23 protein-coding genes and 1 tRNA gene are annotated in these 26,015 nt (G+C 38.0%); 13 read left to right on the top strand and 11 right to left on the bottom strand.

All coding sequences use genetic code 11. The features are described from left to right. The first annotated feature begins 119 nt into the window (after positions 1–119). From rmuC to UABAM_RS20055, 5 genes are all read left to right on the top strand, one after another. Complete coding sequence (rmuC, locus tag UABAM_RS20075; protein ID WP_151969783.1) at positions 120–1,685, top strand: DNA recombination protein RmuC; 1,566 nt, start codon at positions 120–122, stop codon at positions 1,683–1,685. A 58-nt stretch (positions 1,686–1,743) separates the two neighbouring features. After that, entirely contained in the window at positions 1,744–3,159 is a 1,416-nt protein-coding gene (locus UABAM_RS20070) for a hypothetical protein (protein WP_151969782.1), read from the top strand. 2 nt (positions 3,160–3,161) lie between these two features. Next, positions 3,162–3,488, top strand: a complete 327-nt coding sequence (locus tag UABAM_RS20065; protein WP_151969781.1) for a hypothetical protein — start codon at positions 3,162–3,164, stop codon at positions 3,486–3,488. Between the two features lie 212 nt (positions 3,489–3,700). Then, complete coding sequence (locus UABAM_RS20060; protein ID WP_151969780.1) at positions 3,701–5,020, top strand: coiled-coil domain-containing protein; 1,320 nt, start codon at positions 3,701–3,703, stop codon at positions 5,018–5,020. Between the two features lie 54 nt (positions 5,021–5,074). Next, positions 5,075–6,454 carry a BRCT domain-containing protein gene (locus UABAM_RS20055; protein WP_151969779.1) on the top strand — a complete coding sequence of 460 codons (1,380 nt, stop codon included), beginning with the start codon at positions 5,075–5,077 and terminating at the stop codon, positions 6,452–6,454. A gap of 68 nt (positions 6,455–6,522) precedes the next feature. Here UABAM_RS20055 and UABAM_RS20050 read toward each other — a convergent pair whose 3' ends face one another. Both UABAM_RS20050 and UABAM_RS20045 read right to left on the bottom strand, forming a co-directional pair. After that, entirely contained in the window at positions 6,523–6,897 is a 375-nt protein-coding gene (locus UABAM_RS20050) for a MazG nucleotide pyrophosphohydrolase domain-containing protein (protein WP_151969778.1), read from the bottom strand. A 28-nt stretch (positions 6,898–6,925) separates the two neighbouring features. Continuing rightward, positions 6,926–6,999: transfer RNA gene (locus UABAM_RS20045), tRNA-Arg, on the bottom strand. 351 nt (positions 7,000–7,350) lie between these two features. Here UABAM_RS20045 and UABAM_RS20040 point away from each other — a divergent pair. From UABAM_RS20040 to UABAM_RS20030, 3 genes are read left to right on the top strand one after another with little or no spacing between them, the layout of a single operon-like run. Beyond that, positions 7,351–8,766: a hypothetical protein gene (locus tag UABAM_RS20040; protein WP_151969777.1), complete on the top strand. Its 1,416-nt coding sequence runs from the start codon at positions 7,351–7,353 to the stop codon at positions 8,764–8,766. Beyond that, on the top strand, positions 8,766–9,503 hold the full coding sequence (locus UABAM_RS20035) for an RNA methyltransferase (RefSeq protein ID WP_173013445.1): 738 nt from the start codon (positions 8,766–8,768) through the stop codon (positions 9,501–9,503). The genes UABAM_RS20040 and UABAM_RS20035 overlap by 1 nt, the downstream gene beginning before the upstream one ends. Beyond that, positions 9,496–9,924 (top strand): YkgJ family cysteine cluster protein, encoded by a 429-nt coding sequence (locus tag UABAM_RS20030; RefSeq protein ID WP_173013444.1) that lies wholly within the window; start codon positions 9,496–9,498, stop codon positions 9,922–9,924. The genes UABAM_RS20035 and UABAM_RS20030 overlap by 8 nt, the downstream gene beginning before the upstream one ends. Here UABAM_RS20030 and UABAM_RS20025 read toward each other — a convergent pair. From UABAM_RS20025 to UABAM_RS19990, 8 genes are all read right to left on the bottom strand, one after another. After that, positions 9,921–10,700 carry an inositol monophosphatase family protein gene (locus UABAM_RS20025; RefSeq protein WP_173013443.1) on the bottom strand — a complete coding sequence of 260 codons (780 nt, stop codon included), beginning with the start codon at positions 10,698–10,700 and terminating at the stop codon, positions 9,921–9,923. The two genes, UABAM_RS20030 and UABAM_RS20025, sit on opposite strands and share 4 nt — an antisense overlap. 214 nt (positions 10,701–10,914) lie before the next feature. After that, positions 10,915–14,007, bottom strand: a complete 3,093-nt coding sequence (locus UABAM_RS20020) for a S41 family peptidase (protein ID WP_151969773.1) — start codon at positions 14,005–14,007, stop codon at positions 10,915–10,917. 207 nt (positions 14,008–14,214) lie between these two features. Then, on the bottom strand, positions 14,215–15,078 hold the full coding sequence (locus tag UABAM_RS20015) for a hypothetical protein (protein ID WP_151969772.1): 864 nt from the start codon (positions 15,076–15,078) through the stop codon (positions 14,215–14,217). A gap of 58 nt (positions 15,079–15,136) precedes the next feature. Continuing rightward, positions 15,137–15,820: a PleD family two-component system response regulator gene (locus tag UABAM_RS20010; RefSeq protein WP_151969771.1), complete on the bottom strand. Its 684-nt coding sequence runs from the start codon at positions 15,818–15,820 to the stop codon at positions 15,137–15,139. A gap of 40 nt (positions 15,821–15,860) precedes the next feature. Next, a complete protein-coding gene (locus UABAM_RS20005; protein WP_151969770.1) occupies positions 15,861–17,633 on the bottom strand; it encodes a serine/threonine-protein kinase in 1,773 nt (590 codons plus the stop codon). A gap of 80 nt (positions 17,634–17,713) precedes the next feature. Continuing rightward, a complete protein-coding gene (locus tag UABAM_RS20000) occupies positions 17,714–18,460 on the bottom strand; it encodes a ParB/RepB/Spo0J family partition protein (RefSeq protein WP_151969769.1) in 747 nt (248 codons plus the stop codon). Then, positions 18,461–19,210: a ParA family protein gene (locus UABAM_RS19995; protein WP_173013442.1), complete on the bottom strand. Its 750-nt coding sequence runs from the start codon at positions 19,208–19,210 to the stop codon at positions 18,461–18,463. 347 nt (positions 19,211–19,557) lie between these two features. Continuing rightward, positions 19,558–21,201 carry an FHA domain-containing protein gene (locus UABAM_RS19990; RefSeq protein WP_151969767.1) on the bottom strand — a complete coding sequence of 548 codons (1,644 nt, stop codon included), beginning with the start codon at positions 21,199–21,201 and terminating at the stop codon, positions 19,558–19,560. A gap of 205 nt (positions 21,202–21,406) precedes the next feature. Here UABAM_RS19990 and rfbC point away from each other — a divergent pair, with 205 nt between their 5' ends. The 5 genes from rfbC (at position 21,407) to UABAM_RS19970 (ending at position 24,362) form a co-directional block, all read left to right on the top strand. Then, the gene (gene rfbC / locus UABAM_RS19985) at positions 21,407–21,940 is read left to right on the top strand and encodes a dTDP-4-dehydrorhamnose 3,5-epimerase (RefSeq protein ID WP_151969766.1); all 534 of its coding nucleotides are present in this window, start codon (positions 21,407–21,409) and stop codon (positions 21,938–21,940) included. Further along, on the top strand, positions 21,937–22,812 hold the full coding sequence (locus UABAM_RS19980) for a protein kinase domain-containing protein (RefSeq protein WP_151969765.1): 876 nt from the start codon (positions 21,937–21,939) through the stop codon (positions 22,810–22,812). Before rfbC ends, UABAM_RS19980 begins: the two co-directional genes overlap by 4 nt. A gap of 260 nt (positions 22,813–23,072) precedes the next feature. Further along, on the top strand, positions 23,073–23,207 hold the full coding sequence (locus UABAM_RS34000; RefSeq protein WP_261343896.1) for a hypothetical protein: 135 nt from the start codon (positions 23,073–23,075) through the stop codon (positions 23,205–23,207). 9 nt (positions 23,208–23,216) lie between these two features. Next, entirely contained in the window at positions 23,217–23,825 is a 609-nt protein-coding gene (nadD, locus tag UABAM_RS19975; RefSeq protein WP_151969764.1) for a nicotinate-nucleotide adenylyltransferase, read from the top strand. Positions 23,826–24,014: 189 nt separating this feature from the next. After that, positions 24,015–24,362: a phosphomannose isomerase type II C-terminal cupin domain gene (locus UABAM_RS19970; RefSeq protein ID WP_151969763.1), complete on the top strand. Its 348-nt coding sequence runs from the start codon at positions 24,015–24,017 to the stop codon at positions 24,360–24,362. 188 nt (positions 24,363–24,550) lie between these two features. Here the strand turns inward: UABAM_RS19970 and UABAM_RS19965 are convergent, their stop codons facing one another. Continuing rightward, a complete protein-coding gene (locus UABAM_RS19965) occupies positions 24,551–26,014 on the bottom strand; it encodes a glycogen synthase (RefSeq protein ID WP_151969762.1) in 1,464 nt (487 codons plus the stop codon). Position 26,015 lies beyond the last annotated feature (1 nt).

Raw genomic sequence — 26,015 nt, 5'->3', positions numbered from 1 at the left:
TATGTAGAACAAAGGCGACATTTTAGACAAAGATACCCAAATAAGCCTTTTCAAATTTATATTTTTTTATACAATAGAGCCATTGTAGTATATTGAGTACATAACATCGCAGAAAATTAATGTCATTTGCAAAGGTTTATATAATCAATTATCAAAAAATTCTATCTTTCATTTACATGTTCCCATGGTCAACCGTTGTCGTGATTTTCTCCTCGGGCATAATATTTTCAGGTCTTGTATACAACAGGCATCTGAAAAAAATACAAAAAAAACACACAAGTACCCTACATAGAGAAAAAATAGCTTTCTTGGAGAAAAAGCAGCATCAAAAAAAACAAGTGCACTCATTACAACAAGAAAACGAAAAGCTTATCGTAGATCTACTAAAAACGCGTAATGCTTTAAAAGAAATGGAACAAAAAAAGTATAAATTGGAAGGTTACGAGGAACAAACGCAACGCTTAGAAACCGAGCTTCAGCAAAAATCTATAGAGATAAGTCGCTTACAAGACACCAACGCGACTTTGCAAACACAGTGCTCCATGCTGCGTATAAAGGTAGAGCAGATACAAAAAAATAGCGAAGAAAAACTACAATGGCTACAAGGAATGCAAAAACAGCTAGGGCATACATTTAGATCCTTGGCAGCCGAATCTTTGCAAAACAACAACAAAACATTTATGCATCTAGCACAAACAACCATGGAAAAATTTCACAATCACGCACAAATGGATTTAAGTAGTCGACAACAAGCAATAAGCCATTTGATAGACCCATTGTATAGCTCTTTACAAAAAGTCGACGAGCGCATACTACAAATGGAAAAAGACCGAGACAGTGTTTATGTCGGTTTAACAGAACAAATTAAAAATTTAGCGGCGACACATAATCAACTTCATGATGAAACATCAAACCTCATCCGAGCCCTTCGTACACCCACAGTACGTGGTCGTTGGGGAGAAATACAACTTAAGCGCGTAGTTGAAATTGCCGGAATGATCGAATACTGTGATTTTGTCCAACAACAATCGGTAATGTTTGAAGAAAGTAATCTTCGTCCCGATATGATCATTCGTCTTCCAAATGACAAAAAAGTTATTGTCGATTCGAAGGCACCGCTTCTTGCATATTTGGAAGCCATTGAAATGCCAGACAATGAACAACGAATTGCCAAATTAAAACTGCATGCAAAACATGTGCGCAACCACATTTCGCAATTAAGTAGTAAAGCGTATTGGGAGCAATTTAAACATACGCCCGAATTTGTCGTGCTATTTATACCGGGAGAAAATTTCTTCAGTGCTGCTCTTGAACAAGATCGCCAACTCATTGAGTATGCAGCACAACAAAACGTTGTTCTCGCAACACCGACTTCCCTCATAACATTACTGCGTACAATATCCTATGGGTGGAGACAAGAAAAAATTACCCAACATACGCAACAAATAAGCGAATTAGGTAAAACACTGTACGAACGTTTACAGATTTTTGTATCGTACCTACACGAGATGCGCAAGGGCTTAGAGCGCTCCATTGATTCTTATAACAAAGCCGTTGGTTCCTTCGAAAATCGTGTATTAGTCAGCGCTAGAAAATTTAAAGATTTGGGTACCAATAATGAAGATATTGCCGTACTCACAGCCATTGACAAATATCCGCGAAAACCCAACGATGACACGACCTAACCTAAACTTCGCGAATCTTAACTAAAACTTGGTAAGTACTAAATATAAAGGAAAAACAATGAGTGACCTAAAAATTCTCGACTTTGCGGTTATTTTTCGCAATGTCATTGACCTAGGTAAACCCGTATGGAAAAATCGCGAACATCTTCTACGCGAAGTACAATCGGTTGTTGTGGAAGAGAATGAAGTCTTCAATGCCATGAATCAGGTGTCCGATACGGTATGCTCGCTATCGAAAAAACAAATGCTGCGTTTTGAGTTACCGGAAATAGAGGTTGTGGATATACCCAAAGTCTATTTTTATGCCGATAAAGATATTGCAAAAGCATTTAACAAACACGATAAGAAAACATTGCAAGTTTACCCTTCTTTTCACCGCTCGGGAACATTGACATGTAATTTTCATTTTCGTGTACAACAAGAGTCCTCTGTAGAAGAAGCGATCAAAGCTGTACGCATCAACCTTCGTACTCTCATCATAAAGCTCCCTAGTGAGTTTATTCCCTACAAAGATCACTTTGAAGGTAAAGATGACAAAACAAGAATCGTCAAAGGCGACGAGGGTGATTTTTACGTAGTCACTACACTCAAAAATTACACATCGAATATCCTCCGTCCAATGTTGCGTCATTTGTGGAATAAAACAATTCAGTCCGATGTAAGTTTATTTCGTTGTGTGTCTTCAACATTGGTGCAAATCTACCAAACAAATCCTAGCTATCCATCTATAGATCCACTGATACAAAACTATGCTAGTGAACTGCACGCGATTGGTACTATGCACAAAACTTACCAAAAAAGCGACACCGCCAACGAAAACTTCGTCAACAATCTATCTAGTGACGAAGAATTGGGGGTATTTACATTTGGTTTGTCAGATTTGGTTATTTTTGATAATACATATGAAGAAGTGACCAAGACTCTACAAGAGCGTAAAAAATTAAAAGACTTTTACAGTGCTGTCATTTATAATACAACCCACTATGGTGTCTTATTAGAGTGGTTGTACCTTGAAAAATTCATTATTGATCGTTACAATCGCTTACTATCAAGAGCAATTGCCGATGAAAACACCTCTCCATCGCAGATGCTGTCTTTACAAAAACAGTCTATGCAGGATTTGATTATGTATACCGCCGGTATTACGCCTTATCCTTCACGTGAAGAATTTTTAGAGAAGGCTCGCTTGGCACATCGTGTTCCTGAACTACAAGAAAAAATAGAAAAGAAAAGAGATTTAGCGACTGACTATGTAATCCAAGAGTATACACTACGTACCAACAAAGCTATTCAACTCGTCAATATCTTTGTATCCGCTACTGCAGCTTTTGGTCTTATGGAAGTTATTCTAAGCATATCACAACAGCAAACAAACAAAATGTTTTGGGGAGGTATTACCACTGCACTTTTCGTTGGTGTTCTGGTGTTCTTGTCAATGAGTTCAAAAATTATCGTATCCAAAACAAGGAGATAAACATGTACAAACTTTCGATAGAAGCAGATAGTTTAAAAGAAATGTTACAAGAATTTTCTGATACCTTTGAAGAAATGGGATGTGTTGTTTTAAAGGTTGGCGAAGAAGTTCCTGAAGAGCTAGACAAAATGCTACAACTAAAAGATATACTTCTTGTGCGTAAAGGTGAAAGCCTTTCTCCTGAAACAGTAAATGCGGTCATCGAAGAAGATCCGGAAGAAGTGTATCGTACAATTATCGAAAATCAAGACTCTCGCGAAAGAATCATAGAACTTTTAGAAGCAGAAGGCTATCAGATAAAAAAAGAAAATGAACAACAAGACTACTAAAAGTGATGGGATAAGGTCTAAATACATTGCCAAGACTCTAAATTATCGAGGGAAAAATAGAAAATTTTCTTGTCAAAACTGGCCATTTTACATAAAATTTTCTTTATATATCATTTAAACCTCTCTAACACCTACTCCTAAAAATACTAAAACAATTTCTTGGCATAGGAAAAAATTATACGCAAACCATCTATCTTAAAAGGAAAGCTGGAATGAGAAGATATAAGTCATATCAGACGGGAAGTGTTGTATTTCCAACAGTATTGTTTACGTCGTTGTGGATCGTCACAATGACTATTTTCCTGCTTTATTACGCACATTGGCAGTCAACAAAACAAGATATCACCGCTTACAAAAGTATGAACGAACAACTTAAGCGTGATTTAAGAAGAGAATTAGACGAGCAATTGCGTGGCATCGAAAATTTAACTGGTTTCTACAGTGAAGATGTTGACCGTACTTCTTTGGATAAGATTATCACAAATCTTAACACCATTAGAAAAAACAAAAGTTCTGAAAAAGGAACAAAACAATACTACGGTATTTATGGTTTAACTTCACCTGACATACAGCGCATAAAACTAACAGCAACAACGTATCCGGTCAATATTGAAGTGGTACTCAATGCTTTTGAGGCTCGCATTATTGAATTACAGGACGAAGAAAAAACTCTAAACGAATCTTTAAACGAAATAAATAAAGATATTTCGGCAAAGACACAGGAATATTCGATTATTAAAGATCGTCACAACAGCAGAATCGAACAACTTGATCGTGAAAAAGAAAATTTAGAGCAAAAATACAAAAACTTTATTGCGAAGGTAGTGGAACAAAAAAACTTGGCTATTCGCAACAAAGAAAAAGCGGAAGCTACACGCCGCGAAAAAGAAAATAATTTGAAAAAGAAAACTTTGGAGTACGAAAACGTCATTTTGAAAAAAATGAGCGATATTCGTCTTCTTCAAGCAGAAAAATACGGTGGAAAAGAAAAACAGTTAAGTCAACCAAAATTGTTTGACGCTTCAGAAGAATCCGTAGATGGACACATTGTATTTAGTAATCCTCTTAGCAATGCTATTTATATAGATTTAGGCCGTAAAAACAAAATCTTCCGTGGACTTAAGTTTGATGTATTTCGACTAGCACAACGTGGAGAAAAAGAGTTTAAAGGCCGTATTGAAGTTAAACGCGTCATGGATAAAATCAGCGAGGCAGTTGTTGTCAGCCAAGTAGATGAAATGGACCCGCTTGTAAACGGTGACGTTATTGTAAATCCCATTTTCAACCAAAACAAACCCATGTATCTGTCTTTTACAGACAGTCAATTGGAAAAGCCACGTCTAGCACAACTTGTCAAAGACATACAAGAAGTCGATGGTATTGTAGAGAAAAAAGTAACTTCAAAGACAAACTTTGTCGTTATTGACAATGAAAAGAAGGGCCAGGAGCACGAAAATTACACTTCTGCCATCAAATTCAAAATACCACTAATGGACGAGAAAACCTTACTCCAATATGTTGGTGATCAATAGGGAGACATTACGTCTCATTGCAGTCTTAAAACGTAGTTAAAAAGGAAATTTACAATGAAGTCTGATGGAGCCTCTAGAATATTTTTAGGTGTCTTTTTTGTTTTATGGCTTACTTTTTCAGGTTTGGTATATTACGTTCATACAAACTACGAAGATACCAAAAAACAACTACGCCGATACCAAAACGAGCTAACAAAAACGACAAAAAACATTATCGCAAAGAAAAAGCGATTGTTAGAAGTGTCCAATCTTGTAGGTTATCACGAACCATACGAAGATAATTCTCTAGAAGATGTATACTCATACATAGAGTTAAGACAAAACGATTCGAACTGGAACAAAACACGTACAAGTATCGACGCGATCATTTCAAAGATAGAAGCTGTTACAACAAACGAAGATTCTGTTCGCAATAAAAAAGCATTTGGTATATCAGTACCAGAAGTACAAATTGATAAAAAAGACCTTATGCAAGTTGACGGTTATGGCAACAAAATCGTAACCCTTGAAAAGCTATGGAATGAATATACTGGTCGTATAGAAAAACTTCAAAGTTCTATCAAATCGGTAAATGAAGAAATCGGAAAGAGCAAAACAACCTACAGCGAGCTTGTTACAAAAGAGAGAGAAGAAATCAAGGGTTTAGAAACCCAGATAGAAGAAAAAAAGCAAGCGATCGAAGATTTACGTAACGAAAAAGAAGAGTCACTAAAAGATGAAGAAGACAAGCGCGGAAAAGCACAAGAAGAAAACTCAGAAGAACGCAACCGCTTATCTGAACTTAACGAACAAAAACGTATCGAAGAACAAAAATATAAAGAAGAAATCGCTGACTTAGACCAAAGAATATCAGAATTAAAAGACGAAGCTGCCGGACAAACAGGTATAGCTAGATGGTTTCACAATCAAAAGCGTCAGGCCAAGCAAAAAGAAACACCTGATGGAGAAGTTATATACGTAAACCAAAAGCTAAAAATAGCCTATATAAACATAGGGCGCTCTCAAGGTGTTCTTCCCGGACTAAAATTTGATGTTTTCCGCTATGGAAAAGGTGGAGAAAAAATCATCAAAGGGAAAATAGAAGTTAAAAAAGTACGCGATAAAATGAGTATGGTAGGTATTCTAGAAGTTACAAATGATTTGGCTCCGATTACCAACACCGACAAAATTATCAATGCTGTATATGATAAAAATAAAGTCAAATACTTTGTAATTGCAGGTAAACTAGTACAGAAATACTCCAAAACTCAAGTAAAAAGAATGGTTTCCGATATAGGTGGTACTGTAGAAGATGAAATTACAGCGAAAACGGATTTCATCATACTAGGAAAAGACTTTGCAGCTGACCCAATCTACAAACGTGCTGCACAACTAGGTATAGAAACTATGCTAGAATCAGAATTCATTCAACACCTAGATAACTGGGAAAGATAAATTCCCCAATAAAAATGCGCTGGTATTATTAAAAATACCAGCGCATTTTTTATTATTTGTAATCGTTCCTAGTTGCGCTTATTTTTTTGTTTTCTTTTCGCTTCATAAAAAAAGCGCTTCGCCTCTTCGGGAGTAGATGCAGACTCCTGACCAAAAACGTGAGGATGCCTTTCAACCATTTTTTCGTATACATCATTAACCACATCATCCATAGAAAACAACTGTTTTTCCTCTGCAAGATTGATGATAAAGATTAAGTTAAATAATGCATCGCCAAGCTCTTCTTTTAAATTTTCGTAATTCTCACTATCAATGGCTTGAATAACTTCTTCAACTTCTTCAATTAGGCATTTTTTGAAACTAAGAAATGTTTGTTTTTGGTCCCAAGGACATCCTTTTTTTGGATCTCTTAGAGTTTTGGCGAGTTTGAGTAATTTGTGCATGTTTTTTAGGGGGTAAAAAAAGAGGTAACGCACTTGGCAGGGCTCGAACCTGCAACCGCTGGTTTCGTAGACCAGTACTCTATCCAGTTGAGCTACAAGTGCTGTTGACGTAGACATTCTACGATGAAAATTTCAAAAAGCAAGAGAATTTTCGAAAAAATTTCGACTTAATTAAAAATCGAGTGTGTTATTTAAGAAAATAAAGTCGTGTCAGTGTTTACAAGGGATTAAAGTAGAATAGATCACAAATGAGCACTTACATGATAAAAAATGTATTGCAAACATCACATATATTAGTAATATACTAAGCGTATCATCTTACAAATAAAGACTATTGATAATACTTACAGTGCAAGAGTTAATTTATTTTACCCTCAGAAGGGAGCATGAGGTTAAAAACAGGTTTCACCACAAAGGTGAAACTCTTCCGTAAATATGGGACCTCTTCATAGCATGATGAATAAATGTCGAAAATGCTCGAACAAACTACTTCCACAAGTAACAATATGCGAAAAATGTGCAATGCCTGTATTGTTCGAACCTGAAAGCAACCATTTTCCTCGCCCGTCACATTTTTTAAAACAAATGAAACAGGCAGCAATAGATGCGATAAAAGATACAAAACCAATACCGCTCTTTGATGATGAAGATGATAGCGGTTTAAAATCGCTAAGTACAGCAGAAGTCTATGCCGAAAGTGGCATGGATATTATCAACGACGAATCTTCTGAGTTTACGGTAGAGTTACCAGAAGAACCACAGCCAACCAAACAAGAAGAAGCCCAAGCGAAGAAAAAGAAAAAAACGGCATACAAAACAATAAGCATTCCCTTATTTGACGACAGAAAATCAACGGGAAGATTATCTCAAATAGATGAACTAGAAGATGATGAATCGGAAGAGTTGATTATTTCAGATTTGGAAGATGATGAAGTAGAAGATCTAGGTTATGAACCAGAGATTGTTGGTTACGGAAATTCGGAAGAACAACAAGAAGAAGCACAAGAAGATGAAAGTGATGGAGAAACATTCTCAACTTCCGGCATAGACATAGACATGGAATACATGCCGTTACCTGGAGAGGAATCCGCCGAAGAATCCACCGAAGAATCCTCAGAGGAAACAACTCAAGAGGAACAACCTAAACAAGTGGAACCAAAGAAAACCCAAATAAAAATAACCAATGACAATAAACAAACACAAAAAATCTCCCGTGTAGCACAACAAGGTAAACTCAAAGTCGAATACATTGACGGATATCCTGACACTTGGGAGTGGGTCCTATTTGAAAACGATACCGAAAATCGTTTTGGCTACCAAATTTCAGGAAGAGAAAAAGAAACAGGACATTATGACTTTCTCGTTTTTCCCGATGAAAGTATATCTTCTGATAGTATTATGTCTAAAATTAGCGATCAACAAAAAACAGAAATCGCTTCGCTACTTCGTCAAGGAAAGATGATGGAGTCGGTACGACAACTACGAAAAAATTTCAAGATTCTTTCTATCCGTCAAGCACAAAAAATTATCAAAAAATTCGCACGACAAGAAAAATGTAAAGTACAAAATTTTGAAATGGTCATTGACTCATTACCTGCCAAAAACAAAAAGGTAATTTTGAGAATTTTACGCCAAGGTAAAACACTCGAAGCAATCTATTTATTTCGCTCTATGACCAAAATGGGCCTGAAAGAGAGCCGTGAACAAATTGAATACCTGTGTGAAAAAGAACGTCTCAACTACAATCCAATGCAGGTTACAACAGAACATTTGATGATCAAGAAAAACTCGGTTGACGGCCTTGTAATTATTATTCGCTTGATATTGCTCGCCTTTATCTCACTTATTGTATGGATGTTTTTTTTCTAATGACAACTCTCAATCTTAACAATATTGCCATTGTCTTGGTAGAAACAATAAGTCCGGGAAATATAGGAGCCGTTGCACGTGCAACAAAAAATATGGGGATTAGTGACTTGCGATTAGTAAAACCCAAGAGAGACCCATTCGGCGAAGAAGCACGAAAACTAGCGCATGGTGCTATAGATACGCTAGAGGCCTCTAAAGTTTTTCCCAGCATCGAGGAAGCAACAAAAGACTGTTCCACTGTTGTCGCTACTTCTCATGACACTATACGCTATAAACTTCAAAGTTATAGCGTTCGTGAGATAGGACAACATCTCATTCCTTACACCGTCAACAACAAAGTTGCCATTCTTTTTGGAAGAGAAGACATCGGTCTGCATAACGAGGAAATAAAAAAGTGCTCATTCCTAGTCAACATCCCCACGTTTCGCAATTATCCAGCAATTAATTTATCAAAAGCCGTTATGCTAACATGTTACGAACTCTTTATGACAACCCAGCAGCAAACGCAAGCACCGCAATATCCCAAACTAGTAGATCAAAACAAAATGGAAAATTTTTACGAGGTAGTACTACGTATGATTAATTCCGCTGGTTTTCGTCATAAAAACAATGATTCTTCGATTTTCATGGGTTCTCTACGCAGAATTTTTGGACGCACAGGGTTAGATGAACATGAAATGGCGATACTCATAAAATTGTTCAGCCAGTTTACCTATGTGGAACGTAAAAATGACTAGAGAGTGGTACGAAGACGGTTTGCAGTTTTCCTGCCAACAATGCGGTAATTGTTGCAGCGGACAACCAGGATATGTATGGGTCACTCCACAAGAAATACAAACGATTCAACACCACTTAGAAGAACATAACATACAACACAACAGCAATTATCTGCGTAGAATAGGCCAACAATTTTCCTTGGTAGAAAAAAATAATGGCGACTGTATTTTTCTGCGACGTAATGAGAAAAATTTGGCGATATGCGCCATCAATCAAGTAAAACCAAAGCAATGCAAATCATGGCCTTTTTGGGATTCTCTTTTACAAAGCAAGCAATCCTGGGACGAAGAAGCAAAAACATGTCCAGGTATGAATCGTGGAAAACACTACTCCTACACAGAAATTGAAACTTTTCGCCAACAAGACAAAGACCAAGGCTAGAAGACCACGTTTTTTTGCAAAGCAGCATAAATGTGTTCATTTGTCGCCAAAACATTGCCTGAGAATAAATAATCCTCCCCACCGGCAAAATCAGTAACAATTCCTCCTGCTTCTCTCACAATAACAGTCCCCGCTGCCACATCATGAGGCTGCAACCACAGCTCCCAAAAACCATCATAACGCCCACACGCCACATAACACATATCAATGGCCGCCGCTCCGCAACGTCGTACACCACGCACTTGCGGTAGTAAACAATTAAAATTACATAAATTATTGCGCTCAATCTCTGCTTTTTTGTAGGGAAAACCTGTTGCCAGCAAACTATTGTCTAGAGTCATTGTTTTTGAAGTATGTATACGTCGCCCATTTAAATACGCCCCTTCGCCAACACCGGCACAGAACATCTCCTTTAACAAAGGTGAATACACAACTCCACTCACCAGTTGTTCCCCACACCTAAGCCCCATCGAAATAGCGAAAAAGGGGTGGCTGTGCACAAAATTAGTGGTGCCGTCCAAAGGATCGATAAACCATGTATATTCGCCTTGCGCCTCTTTCGAGGTAAATTCTTCGCCATGGATTCCATGCAAAGGATAACGTTCCTCAATTTTTGCAACAATAAACTCTTCAGATGCTTTGTCGGCATCGGTCACAAAGTCATGTTTGTTTTTTTGCGCAATATTGTCATCATTCAGTTTGCCATAAAAATCGAGCAATATTTTACCCGCTTCTAGGCACACCTCCTGCGCAAAAATTGTAAATTCATTCTGCAAAACCCATCTCCTTTTATTATTTGTCAAAAAAGAGTCGACTTTATATTGTTGGATCCCGTATCTTTCCAAAAACCTTTGGTTTTGAGTACGGGATGACAAGTATTGTAAACCTTTTTTGGTTTTAAACTTACCTCTTAAGTCAATGGAATTGACGGTCAGGGTCACGGTGACGATTACGGTTACGATTACGGTTACGATTACGGAATTCTGCTGTTTATTGTTCCATTCCCTTTAACAACGTTTCAATCGCGCAATCTAGTTGTAAGTCCTTCCCTTCGCTGTATGCCTCGGGTGTATTTTCTACATATATATCGGGCTTTACACCTATTCCTTCGATCTCACTACCATCGTGGAAATAAAATGCATACTCTGGCTGCGTTACAATTCCTTTGTCTACCAATGTCTTATCATTTACAATCCCTATAATTCCACCCCATGTTCGCGTTCCGATCAGCGTTCCTAGCTTTAAAGTCTTGAATACTTGGCAAAAAATATCACCGTCTGAACCGGTATATTCATTACATAAAACCACAATCGGTCCTTGCAGTGTTTCTCGTGGATAAAAAATCTTCTTACCACGGCGTGGTTGTAAATGCGCAACTGTTTTTCTTTGAAGCTTCTCAATGAGAAGCGGCGAAATATTTCCTCCCCCATTGAAGCGTACATCGACAATAAGACCTTCCAAAATGTATTGCCATAGAAAGTCACGATGGAAGGAAACAAGACCTTCTGTGGACATGTCGGGAACATGTAAGTAGCCTATTCGTCCACAGGTTTTTTGTGTTACGTAATCGCGATTTTTATGTACCCAATCTCGGTAACGCAAAGAAACATCAGAAACTAACGCTTTTACTGTTAGGCGCTTTTCTTCATTTTCTGCCGTGGCGATCAATAGTTCGACCTCTTCTTTTGCCAAATTAATCAATGCTTTGTTCAAATGACACTGTGGTCCGACACTTTGTCCGTTCACTGCGATAATGGCGTCTCCCTCTTTTACATTCATTCCTGGTTCAAGAAGAGGGCAACCTTTTTCTTGATGTGCTAAGTCACCTTCAAAAAACTCCTCGATCACAAATTTGCCATCAACAAACGCAACACGTACACCCAACATTCCCACTCTTTGGTGGATAATACTCATTTGATCGCCCAAAAATGTATACGCATGCGAAGTTTCTAAATCACCATGCATTTCGCCTATGATATCAGACAATTCGTTTCTTGTGCGTACTCGTTCCACAAGTGGTCGGTATTTTTCGCGTACTTTCTCCCAATCGTGTAGTTCTTTCCAAAAGAAATCACGTTGTAAACGCCATGCTTGCAAAAATATTTGTTGCCATTCGTTACGTGGATGTACACAAACCTTTATTCTGCGCAAGTCAATCCAACCGCTTTTTTCACTGGGTTTCTCGTACATTTTTTTATACGAATTTCCCGTTGGCACAACGCACAGTGATTTACTGACACGCAGCAGCATCTTTTTTCCGCCATGGGAATAACTTGTCAGTTTCTCAACAATAGTTTCTTCTTTTTTGTTTTTTAAGTCGTACATAATCAACTTACGCGTCGGCTGATCTTTGTCTTGCCAAAATTTAGGAGCATTCAAACGTCCTTCTAAAGGCTTTTTTGACAAAAAAACTTTGTCCTCAAAAGAACTCAATTGTAAATACAATCCCTCTTTTACTGGGATTTCAACAATACGCTTATGAATTTCTTCCGTATCAATTTGCACCACGAGTTCTTCATCTTTGTCTTTTTCTTTTTCACTACTAGATTCATACATAGGAGAAAAAGGAGAATATGCCTCTTTATCGAGAACCACTAAATATGGCTTTGCCGATTCAGGAAAACTGTACTCAAATTGTAGGCTATCGGCATATGGGTTGAGAACGCGCTTTGATAGAAAATATAGATATTTACCATGGGAGGAAAACCGTGGGCAATAATCATGAGCATCAGGAGTTGTTACTCGTGTAATTTCTTCTTTCGCGATGTTGTACAAGAAGATGGATGCATAAACTTGTTCCTCGTATTTTGAATACGCTAGCCATTTCGCGTCAGGGGACCATGAAAAGTCGCGAAAATAGCGCGATTTTCCTTTGTCGACTTTGGTGATATTTTGTGTCTGCCAATTTAAAATATATAACTCAGCACTCACCGCGACAGCAACGTCATCCCCGGATGGAGCAGGCAAAATGCGCTCGATAAAGCCACCTCCGCCGATATTACCAATGCGCTTTACTTCACGGCAAGTTTCACGACTATAAACGATAATTTCTTCTTCTCCTGACGTATCGCTGATCACGAGAATATGTTTACCATCCGCAGTCCACTGTGCAAAGCGATGATTACTTCGCGACGTTTCCCCGAGGCGCATCACCGCACCACTGTGATTTTTCATACAAAACAATTGACCACGTGTGGTAATTAAAAGTTCTTTATCATCCGGAGAAAGTCGATGCCCCGTCAAGTACTTATTCGGAGAAACAAATTTCTCACGTGTAGAACTGCCGCAGCTTTGCAAACTAATTTCTAATTTTGCACTTGTGTTACTCGCCAAATTAAGCATATGTATATCACCACCTAACTGGTAGGTAATTTTTCCGTCAAACAAACTAGGACGTCTTACATACATATCTTCATGGAAAGTATGTTGTTGTAAATCTTCTCCAGCAAAATTATATGAAAAAATGTTTCCTTGCTGGGATACATCGCACAAAAAGTATATACGGTCACCATAGATCATCGGAAAGCATTGCGCTTCTTGATCCTTAGTGAGTAAACGAAATGCCTCCCCCTCTACTTTTAGCCATATTTTTCCGGTACGTCCTCCACGATAAGACTTCCAGTTAGCTGGATCGGTGTACCCTCTTTGTAAAGCGACCGTTTTTCCCGCAAGCGAAATTTTATGCGCTAACCCCAAAGGCAACTTTTGCCAGTGACCACCCTCTTTTGCGATACGATAAATAGAGGTGTCTTTCGCATGTGAGCCTTCCATATTGCTGGAAAACAAAATATCTTCGCCGTCCCATCCCACAACATTACAAGAAGAAGGATGAAAAGTTAAGCGTTGTGCTTCACCGCCATCGGTAGCTATGCAATATACCTCCGCACTTCCGTAATCTCCTGCGGAGTATGCAAGCCATTTTCCGTCATCGGAAACGCACATTTCATATGTAAGTCCAGGAGTTTTTGTAAAGCGGCTCGCCACTCCACCATCAACAGGAACTTTCCATATATCGTCTTCACATACAAAAAATACACAATCTTTTCCTAAACACGGAAAACGATAGTAACCTTGTTGTTTCACTATTCACTCCTCTTGTATTTTATTTGGTTAGTTGAATCTGGTATGCGATCCCTTTGCTGGTTTCAAAACGCTGGATCCCTGCTTTTGCAGGGATGACACCCTAATGGTTTTATATCTTAGTTTGACAGCCATGCGCGTAAGCGTGAAACCAGCAATCGAAAGTTGACTTGTAAACGCTGCATCCCTACTTTTACAGAGATGACATCCCTACACTAGCAATGCTGCCATTTCTCCCCCAATATCATTCTCTTTTATAATATGAGCATTGGGATTCACAATACGTATTTTTTCTAACTGTGATTCATCTTCTTCACCACTTACAACAATCACATTTGCCATTTCAACATTAATACGACCAGGATAATGTTGGTAAAAATCGCTATTTTTGGCGAGAACACAAATATAGATATCAGGTTTTACAAAAGGTATGTCATTCCCTGGAGGAGTTACCAACAAAAAATTTCCCTGTTTTTCACCTTCTCGTAACACTTGGCGAAAATCGTTTCCCGTGATAACATTGTGATGAAACTTGCGAAATATAGATTGTATTCTTTGGTGTGCAGGAGGAAAAGATGAATGAAAGCGGTTAACGTATAACGCTTTTGCGCAAAATTGAGTGTAGTTATATGGACGTAGTAGCCACGACAATTTCTGATTTTGTAAAGTTTTTGCAATAGCACCGATTAAATTGTGATTACAAACGTTTGGAACAGCATTGCAAACGGCAATTGTTTTTTTCGATGCTTTTAACATCATTCGTGCAACAGGGCTGTAACGCAAATCCACACCGCGTTGAAACAGTTGTTGCCCAAGAACACTCAAATACTCAAAACTAACATTACTTCCCGCGAAAACAACGTCGGTGATATAATACTTTTCAATGTATGTATTCAAATCCTTTAATGGCAAAATGGGTATGCCTTGAGGATATAGGTCACCCGCAAAGGGATAAATGAGTTTTTCAGGGCAATTCGCGGCAAAAAAGACAATGTTTTTATTTTTTTTATAGTAAAGAGAATACAAATGAAACTCTTTACCATTGTTTCCGACAATGCAGATATTTTTTTTCATAGACGATCTATTAGGATATAGAATTTAAAGAGCTATTAGTAACAGAAACAAAGTGAAGTTATTCTTTTCCTAATATCTGAAAACATCTCTCTAGCGCTTCATGAAACTGTGCTCCGCCACTAAGTTGAACACTTTTCTCTGCAATCATTCTCTTCATGCGTGTGATAACGTCCATCGCCATGCCGAAGTTATTTTGTTGATAATACCCCTCTGCCAATCCCAAAAGAGTTTTTAGTGCTGCTTCGGTGTTTTCTGTTTTTTCATAAATTTCACCGAGTTCTTGTCTTGCGGCGTGATAGTCGGGAAAGAGTTCGAGTAGCTTTTCAAGTTCTCCAATTTTTTCTTCCACGGATGCCAAAGTTTTACTTTCTTTGTATGCCTCTAACTCAACGAGAACCTGTACACGCATTTTAAACTCTTCTACATCTAGCGGAAAGAAGATATAGTCCTCAACAGGGATATATAATACCTGAAGAAGTGAAGTTACTGAACTTTTGGGGGTAATAAAAATAAGAGGGATGCGTTTCGTTCCTGGATAATTCTTCAAGGTTTCACAAATTTCAACACTTTGTTCCCCCACCGCTTCGTTATCTACAATGATGAGTTTGGGAATTCCGTCGCGGATAATATCCAGACATCCTCGCAAATCATTTGCAATTTTATATTGATAATTTGCATTGTTGATTGCATCTTGAATAGTTTGGCTGTGATCTTCGCCAACAATTAATATATCTTTTTTCATGTTTCACAATAACAACTAGACGTTGTTTCTCCTAAAACTACTAATTCTGAATTCCCAAGAAAGATTCCAACTCTTCGACGATGTCTATAGGAGCAGGTCTTCGTGCTGGTTTGTAATCCATCATTTTTTCGATCAAATTACATAAGACTTTACTGACTTTGGGGTTGTCTTTTTTTACGCGTGGAGATGTTTTTGTCAGTCTCTTCGCAATGACCTCTACCTGATTTTCGCCTTGAAATGGCACTTTTCCCGTGGCCAACTGGTAAAAGGTAATTCCCAAACTATAAACATCACTCTTTATATCAATATAACTATCTGTTACTTGCTCGGGAGATAGATAATAAGGTGTCCCCATAATAATTCCCGAGGTGGTAAGAGTACACTTACCATGCACAGATTTGAGAATGCCGAAATCCATTAATTTTGCGACACGATTTTCGTCAAGAATAATATTTGCGGGTTTAACATCTCGGTGAACGATGCCCAATGTACTCAAGTAGTTGAGTGCTCTTGCTATCTGTAAAACAATGCTGGCCGCCTCTCTTTCATCCATGGCAACTTCTCCGATATAATCTTCAAGAGAAACACCCTTAATGTATTCCATTACTAAGAATACCTTATCTGGAGTTTGGTAGAAGTCCAGCCCTTTTACTAAGTTGGGGTGCTGAAAATACAACATCATTCTTGCTTCTTGAATGAAGCGTAAAACTCTTTTGTTTTCGTCACCCTCATCGGAAAATTGCAGGGTTTTTACGGCAACGATTTCTTCGTCAACATTACGTTTGGCAAGATAAAGATCACCCATTCCACCGCGTTTGTATTTCTTTATAATTGTGTAGCTACCGCGGCTTCCTGAAATCACTTCATCAACAACAAATTTACCTGTTATTGATTTACTGTAAATATCAAGTTGCTCTTGCAAACGCTTATTTTCGTTATTTAGTCGTTCAACTTCTTGTTGTGTCTTTTGTAACTTTTCCGCTACTTTGTTTTGCGATATGAAAGACTCTTCGTAACTATTCAACTGCTGCGTAAGACTATCAAGATTTTGCTGAAGGAGTTGTCGATCTTCCATCAGCAAAACTTTTTCTTTTTTTAGACTTTCAAGTGTTTGTACTAACGCGTCGCGCTCTTGACAAACTTCAACTAGTTTCTCAAGACCTTCACGATTTTCTTTTGCATTTTCACCAAGGATGGAGTGTAAAGATTGCCGTCTTTCTTTTTCTAATTTTAGTTCCTGAGTTACGCGAAGATTGTCTCTTTTTTGTTCTCTGTATTGAGATTGTTGTAGCAGAAGTTTCGATTTATAATTATTGATGACCATCTGGGTATGTTGGTTGAGTATTTGCAGTTGCGATTCCAGAGCCACAATATTATCTTTTAAGTTATCGCCTTCTTTTTGTAACGATTCTTTTTCCAAACTCCATTGCTGCTTTTTACGCTCGAATTTTTTTTGTAGATATTTATTATTTTTGCGCTCTTTTCCAAGAACTTCCTGTAAGCTTTTCCGATGAGCTTTTTGTTTGGTGATAATTTTTTGCATTTCAAGTAAAGATTCTTCGTTTTTTTTCTCGTCAACAGGTATCTCTAAGCGATACTCGATCGTATCTGACTTATCTTTATCTGCTTGTTTCTCGACAATCAAAAGAATTTTATCGCGAGCCTTGAGCTTTTGCCTTTTTTTGAAATCTTGACTTAAGTTGGGCTTATAGTCACGTGCTCTTCCTTGCCAAGGCGCTAAAGGCTCTGCGACACTGATAATCTCTACTTCTTCTTGCTTTTTGTTATTGGATTTTTGTTTCTTATTAGACATTAAAATCTAACTTAACTTAGTTTAATAAGGTGCTTGATTGAATATGTCGCTATACCAACATGCAAAATGCGAAATAACATCTACCCGAGACTTTGAACAAAAAATTCCGCTTCTTTTGCGGTATTAACTTTTCCTGTGGCAACCGCCTGGAATAGCTTTCGTCCATGTGCATTTGAAGAACCATAAGTTTTAATAAGAACCATCAAAATTCCCCATGTGTAGAGATCAGGTTCGGCCATAACTTCTTCTTGTACACTTTCAGGTAAACTAAGTAAACTAATGGCTTCTTGGACATACCCCGAAGTTTTTCCGATATTACGACAAAGCTCATCTGTCATTTTATCTCCCATTGCTTTAAAAGCATTTGCCTGTTCAATAGGATTGAGAGAGAGACGAGCAAAGTTTTCTACCATTGATAATGTTTGTAAACGGTTTTCGATAGTTACCAATTCAACGATACATGGAACGCTGTCGTGACCAGCTTTCTTTGCTGCTTCTAGACGACGTAGACCATATACCAAGCGATATTTATTCGTACCACGTACTTTAATCACCTTAATAGGCTGTTGTATGCCGTAGAGTTTAACGCTAGAAACTAAAGCAGATAGATCTCCCAAAGACTTTCGCATATAAGTTTTGGGAACTTCTATATCTATAATATTAATACTAATCACTTCTAAGGTAACTTCTGGCTCAGCAGACGACGCAAGAGGGCCTTCCCCCTTCAATTTCGCTACTCGGGTAGCAAATCGGCTTAGAGAGTCTGAATCTTTTACACGAGTATTGTCCTCTGAGCGCTTTTTTACAACCATGCGTAAAAGATCCACTTATGTAACCCTCCTCATAATTTCACCTGCAACATTTTTGTAATCTAGAGCACCATAACTATCAGGAGCATAGTCAAAAATTGGTTCTCCCAAACCTAAAGATTCTGCCAGTTTAATGTTTTGGCGAATTTTTGTTTCAAATAGTAGATTTGGATATTCATCTTCTAACCAAGACAATACCTCGGAACAAATTCTCGTGTTATTCACCATACACGCTAAGATACCCAAAACAGACAGCTTGCTGTTTACAGCTTCCACAGTTGTTTTGATTGTACGTAATTGACTAAGTAGCGCCACAATACATACAGAAGAAGAAGCGTTTACAGGAATAAGAACAGAATCTGAGAGACATAGGGAGGTCATTGTAAAGTTACCGAGAGTAGGTGGTAAATCAATGAAGATGAAGTCAAAAATATTACTCATCGGGCTTAATAGGTTATCTAGTTCTGTGGTAAATTCGTTTGAACCGTAAATCGCCAACTCGTGGTTAGAAGGCATAATGCAAAGATCACTATCGTTGTATGAGTAAACTGCATCTTGAGGATCAACGCGGCCAGATAATACATCATAAATAGTATTCGTGTCTGTGGACAATGGTGAAATACCAAACCCAAGAGAAGCTGTACCTTGAGGGTCTAAATCAACAACCAAAACCTTTAATTTGTGAAATTTGACCAAAGCACAAGATAGATTCACCGCTGTTTGGCTTTTCCCTGTTCCCCCTTTTTCAATTGCTACACTAACAATCAAGAAAATCTCCTTTCACTTCTTGTTAAGAGAATGAGCATGTAAACAGCACAAAACAATTGTTTTGCTTTAAGGGAATAGCGGCAAAACTTCCGCTACTGCCCAAATTTACAGAGTTGTCAACTATGTGTTTCCTGGAACTACAAAACAAAATGGTTTTACAATTTTGACCGTAAGTACGGTCATTCACACAATAGAAGACTCTTTATCTAGGGATATAGACTAATAAAAACATCGTATATTCACGACAAAAATAATTTTCGTGAATGTTTCGCGATTATATTACTAGTTATACATCTACAAATTATATCAAAACAAAAATGGAAAACAAGAAGCTATCCGGAAAATATTTATATTAAAGGATCACGGCAAATAAGAGCAAACAACATTTGTTGCTGCACATCTATTTTAGAAGACAAATCTTCCGTTAGCTTGGTAAGCGCAAAATCTTCCTCCTGAATTTTGCTTCCCAAAAGAAGCTTGAGACTTTCCAGGGTAACAAGTAAACTTTGCGACTTTAGCTGACAATTTAGAACTTCAGAAGTGAAAAACAAAACTTTGTCGTTGTCTTTCCAAGTAATTTGTTCTTCTACTCCCAAAAAGTTTTTGTATGAACCAATCGGCATACCTTTTGACGACTGAATACTACATTTTCCGTCAATATACGCAATGGGAGAACACACGCCATCGCCTACCCAAATAACATGATCGCGATGTAACATGACCAATGTACCGTTGATACTCAATCCCTTAAACTTCGAATAGACGATACGGTTAAAGTCTTTCATTATTTGTAGTGGTATTGTTTCATATTCGAGTATTGTCTCAAAAATACCTTGAATCTTAATTAGATAGGGCTCAATCGTTGAGGATGGCAAGTCGTCCTTGTCCCCATTTACTTCTCCTAAAAAGATGTACTTGCTACTATCAACATCTTTGGTAAAGAAGAAATTCTGTGAAAAAGGGGTAGGTTTTCCAAGAAACTTATATTCTCCTTTTAATTGCAATGTAGAGGAGTCGAGAATGACAGTTTCACCTGGTAATTCTGGGAAAAAACGCATGGGGAAGGCATTATTTTGTATTTCTTCCCACATAATCTTTTGTAAATCGGCAACTTCCTGAAACCCAGAAAAAAAATGGAATTTATATTTACCGGTACTGATGATAGAGTAATGATCCAGTTCCTCCATATTTTCAATCGGGCGTCCATTGCAACGGACTTCTTTATCTCCCATATTTTTCAAGTAATACTTGTCCGATTTTTTATTAAACAGTACGGCAAAATGTACTTTAGAAAAATACGGGTCGGCGATTTGTATTTCATTAATAGAATCAAACCCAACATACATCGCCTCTTTGGTAACCGACATGCATTGTTTTGTATTTTCACACAAAATCTGGGCATCGAGAACACGATGGGAGACAACAGGGGATTTTCCAGAAAAAGTAACGGGGTTAGCAAAAGGTATGTCACTCAAAGGCATATCTAGAGATTCTCCTGTCGATAGAGGAGCCTCTTCAATCTCCACCTCTTGTTTATCGTCAAGTACTTCATCAACACTTGCCAATATATCGCTTACCTCTGCTTGAATGGGCGTATGTAGATTATCTTCACGCTCGACTTCACCTTCTTTTTCATAATCACCTTTGAAAGTATACTGTATTTCGTGCAATATACCCTCTTCCTCAGGGCGCAGTGGCTCTAGCAAAAATAAACTCTTTACATTACCTAACTGGATAATGTCTTTGTGTTTGAGATTTTTGGGTATCTGCAGTGTTCCCTTATTCAAATACGTTTTCTGAAAGGTGCTTAGATCTTCCAAAAAATAGCTACCATCGCGAACAAAAATCTTAGCATGTAATCGCGAAATAGTTGGTTCGTTAATCACGATACTTTGATTAACACCACGACCAATGGTCATACTTTCTTTATTGAGAATAAATTCTAATTTTTGGTCTCGCAGATATACAATCAATTTAGCGCAAAGTTCCATAGTAAGCTAGCCAAGCTGTAGTGTAGAAGTTATCTTCTCACTTGACTTCCTTTCTGGTTATGACGTGAAATATGCTGTGGAATTTAGTCCATACTTAGGTTATAATTAACACGACATTCGTCGACACGGTATAAATTGTACTAGATAAAATCTAAATAGTAAAAGATTTTCTGGTTGCAACCATTTTCAGCTTTTGGAAAATAAAATGAATTTTACAATAGAAGAATTAGAACTGCCGGGGATTTTATTGATAACGAGCAAGCTATTTCGCGACAATAGAGGACATTTTCAAGAAATATTCAAAAATAGTGTTTTGAATGTAGAGTTCCAACAGTGTAACTTTTCATTCTCACAAAAGGACGTCATACGCGGCTTACATTATCAGGAACCACCAAACGCCCAAGGGAAACTGATTGTTCCCATTACTGGGCACGTGCAAGATGTCGTTGTCGATCTACGTAAAAATTCACCCACATTCTCCCAACATTTATGTGTAGAACTCAAATGTCAAGAGTCGATGCTATACGTTCCTGAAGGATTTGCTCACGGTTTTGCGGTCAAATCGGAAAGTGCTCATGTTATGTATATGTGTACACAAGAATACAATCCCAATGCTGAACGTGGAATCAAATACAATGACCCTCAACTCGACATACCGTGGGCGGTCACGCAACCAATTCTATCTACAAAAGATAGCAACTTACCCTTGTGGCAGCACGTGATAAGGGAACAAGCATGAAAAACAAAACCTTTGTTGTCAATCAACGAAAGCATCGCGTAAAAGAGAAAATAGGCGAAGGTTCACATGCCGTGGTATGGTTAGCCGAAGCTATTTTTTATCCCCATGATGCCATCACCATCAAAACGGCAAAAGACGACTCGGTGGCCAAAGAACGAATCAAAAATGAAATCGAAGTTCTCAAAGAACTTCATCACCCTAACGTACCGCAAATGTTAGCGCGCGACAAAGAATGGTTTGCCATGCCTCACTTGCGCAGTGTTCACGTTTCTTTACCAGACAAAGGGAGAATTGCGGAATACGACATAAGCAACCTAAATCTAGAAACAGGGTACCCTCACCACGCAAAAAATATCCCTCTTAAATACCGTGAAAATCTGGCAATACGCGTGATTGAAGATGTTGCGAATGTCATTGAATACATTGCAAGTACAGGTGTCATCCACGCCGATATTAGTCCTGGGAACATCATGGAATCTAGAGGGTCTCTTATTAACAAGAAATACTTGCTCACAGATTGGGGAGCGACTGTTTTAGTCAATGAAGTTGCAGAGGAATCTTTTGGTAGTTTGCACTTTGTTGCTCCAGAGAGATTTGTGGATTCAGCAGAAACAAAATCAGATTTATATTCTCTGGGGGCTGTCGCATTTTATATCCTTACCGGTACAATTCCCTACCCAGGAAACAGTGGGGAGGAATACTACTTGAATACCGCCATTTACGATGGTGTAAGTCCTGCTGATATAGAAAAAGATATCTTGCCATCATTGGCACGGTTAATTGCAAAATTAGTGCGTAAAGAGCCAAAAGACCGACCACTTCCGGAAGAAGTTTTACGCAAAATTCAAAAAATCAAACAAAAATTTGTGTAAGGCCTATTTTTGTTGTTTCTTGTAAGAACTAAATAACACAATACTGACAAAAAGCCTCCCTGAAAAAAACGCAAAAGTCAAACAAAATTTTGTTTAAATATTTTTTTTTAGACAAAATTGAAAAATAACCCTACAATAATAGTAAGGAAAGTTATGGTGAAAGCTATTTTCAAAACCTTTCCTCAAGCTATTTATCACAAATCAAGCACTTTTGCTGCAACTAAATTCCGAGTAAAATCTATTGTTATGGAGGTTAATTCATGTTACGAGCCAAACATTTCCATCAAAACTTTTCTTTAGATTCATTGCAAAGTCGCGCTATTCTTTCTCTATTAGATAAACTCGAAGCAATTAATGAAATTCTAGACTGCAAAGAACAACAGAGCAAATCATAGGAGCTTGTTTTGGCTATAGGCGTACTTGGGGGAACCTTTAACCCCATCCACATCGGACATTTAATTTTAGCACAAGAAGTTGGTATAAAAATGCATTTATCCAAAATCATCTTTATTCCAGCGAAAATACCGCCTTTAAAAAATATATCTATCTCTCCTCAACATAGATATAACATGGTAAAAATCGCAATAGACGATAACCCGTTCTTCGAAATATCCGATATCGAGTTGAAGTCAGATCATATTTCACACACATACACAACGATGCAAAAACTCACCGCACAAACCAAAGAACCCATCACTTTTATCATTGGAGCGGATAACATTCTTTCCTTACCTGACTGGTATCGTTGGCAAGATCTTGTAAGTGAATACGAAATCGCCATCGCCAGCCGTCCCAATTATCCATTTTCGAATTTAGAAAAACTCCAACAACAAATCCCATCACAAATTTATCAAAAGCTAAACAACAATATCATCGAAATTCCCCTTGTGTTCCTGTCTTCAACAACAATACGTCAAAAATGCCGCAATGGAAATCCCATTACCTATCTCGTGCCAAACTCTGTTAACAAATATATTACAAACAATAAGTTATATCAAAATGCTAAAAATTAGAGGTTTTTTATTCATCATAGTTATGGGCTTCGCCATATTCAAACTGGCGCCAAAATCGCAAAAAAAGAAACTAAAAGAAAAAATACATTATTTTTTTCAATGTTTAGTAGCCGCCCTAATTCTATATTGGATTTTTTTCTTAATTACACCGTTCATCTTTAGAAATTTTTTTTAACTAGGATAACCACGATGACCAACGAAACAGACCATCGTCCTTGGGGACACTACACTGTCCTAAGCGACGAAAAAGATCACAAAGTAAAACGAATTGTTGTTTCCCCGAAAGGGCGTCTCAGTCTACAAAGACATCAAAGAAGGTGTGAACACTGGTATGTGATTCGTGGAGAAGCGTTAGTTACCCTCAACGAAGACAAAATAACCAAAAAGGCAGGCGAATATATAGATATACCATTAGGTGCTGTTCATCGTGTAGAAAATCCAGGAAGTGAAGATTTGGTATTTATTGAAATACAAACAGGAGACTACTTCGGGGAAGACGATATAGAACGTTTAGAAGACGACTACGGAAGAAAGTAGTCACAAAATTTCGCATTTGATGGCACAAAACAAAACAAAAACAGCAAATTAAGATGTGTTACGCCTCTCCCTGTGGGAGAGGCATGAGAATTAAGGTTTTTAGCGAAGCTAAAACCTTAAATTCGATGGTGAGGGCACCAATCTGAAAAAGAAACTCTTACCTTAAGTCAACCAACTAACTTGTCACATTACACTTGCGAATGCAAGTATTTGTATATTTTCACGTATTTTTTCGCCGACATTTTCCACGAAAAGTCACTTTTCATGCCATTGTTGACCAAGTTACGAAATTGTTGTGGTTCGTTGAACCAGTCATCGATCGCACGCCCTAAACCAAACTCAAGGCCTTCCTTGTTGGCGTCGATAAAGGTGTAACCGTTACGGCGTTTTTGTGAAACGCGGCTATATTCGACATCGTGTACGGTATCGGCAAGCCCGCCCGTAAATCGGGCAACGGGAACTGTTCCATAGCGCATACCTATGAGCTGTGTCAAACCACACGGTTCAAATAAACTCGGAATCAAAATCATATCTGCTCCGGCATACACCAAGTGAGACAATGCTTCGTTAAACCCAAATTCTAAATGGCAATCGGGATTTTCGTTTAGCATGTCTTTAATCTCTGCAAACTCATAAGAAATATTAGGGTCAGGACTTGATCCTAGTAGCACAAACTGTGCTCCTTGCTCTAACGCGTAAAAAATACTGTGCTTGATCAGGTCAACACCTTTTTGTTGCACCAAACGTGAAACAACAGCAACGATAGGCTTGTATTCATCACGCAACAAAAATCTTTCGCGGAGAACTTCTTTATTTTTGTATTTGTTTTCAATTGCTTCCACGTCGTAATGGTGAGAAAGATACTGATCGTCTTTCGGATTCCAGTATTCCTCGTCGATCCCGTTGAGAATTCCGCTAAATTTGTGGTGGTATTTATTCAATAAATACTGTAAACCCATGCCTTTTTCAGTCAACTGTACTTCGTTGGCGTAGTTAGGAGAAACAGTCGTTATATAATCCGAATACACCACAGCGCTTTTCATGAAATTAACGATAGAGTAGTCGTTTTCACGACATTCCAATGGCAACATCGCACTATTTAGTCCCAAATCTCCCAAAACAGATTCATGCGCAATTCCTTGGTGAGCAAAGTTGTGAACCGTGTATACTAGACGTGGCTTTCTCATCCCCTCTTTGTAATATATTTCGCGTTGCAAAACATTGGCGAGTGCTGTCGGCCAATCATGCGAGTGGATAATATCAGGGTCCATGCCAACCTTGAACATAAATTCCATCGCGGCTTTCGAGAAAAAGGCAAAACGATCATTGTCGTCACTTTCTCCATAGATCTTACCGCGGTTAAAGAAGTTTTTATGCCATTTCCCATCAATAAAAAAGCACTTCACACCTTCCACGACACCTGACATAACGTCATTTGCTTGCCATTCTCCGCGATACATAACCGGTAAATCGTAATACACTGTTTCTAGATTGGAAATTTGATCATAGCGCATACAATCATACTTAGGAAGTATAATACTCACATCATGGCCTTGGAGTTGTAGTGATTTACTCAAACCAATGACAACATCTGCAAGACCACCTACCTTCGCGATAGGAGAACACTCTGGGGACAACATTGCTATTTTCATA

It is taken from the genome of Candidatus Uabimicrobium amorphum (genome assembly GCF_009002475.1).
GTDB classification, from domain to species: Bacteria; Planctomycetota; Uabimicrobiia; order Uabimicrobiales; family Uabimicrobiaceae; genus Uabimicrobium; species Uabimicrobium amorphum.
Note: the sequence above shows the minus strand (reverse complement) of the source record. Positions and strands in the feature narration are given on the sequence as shown.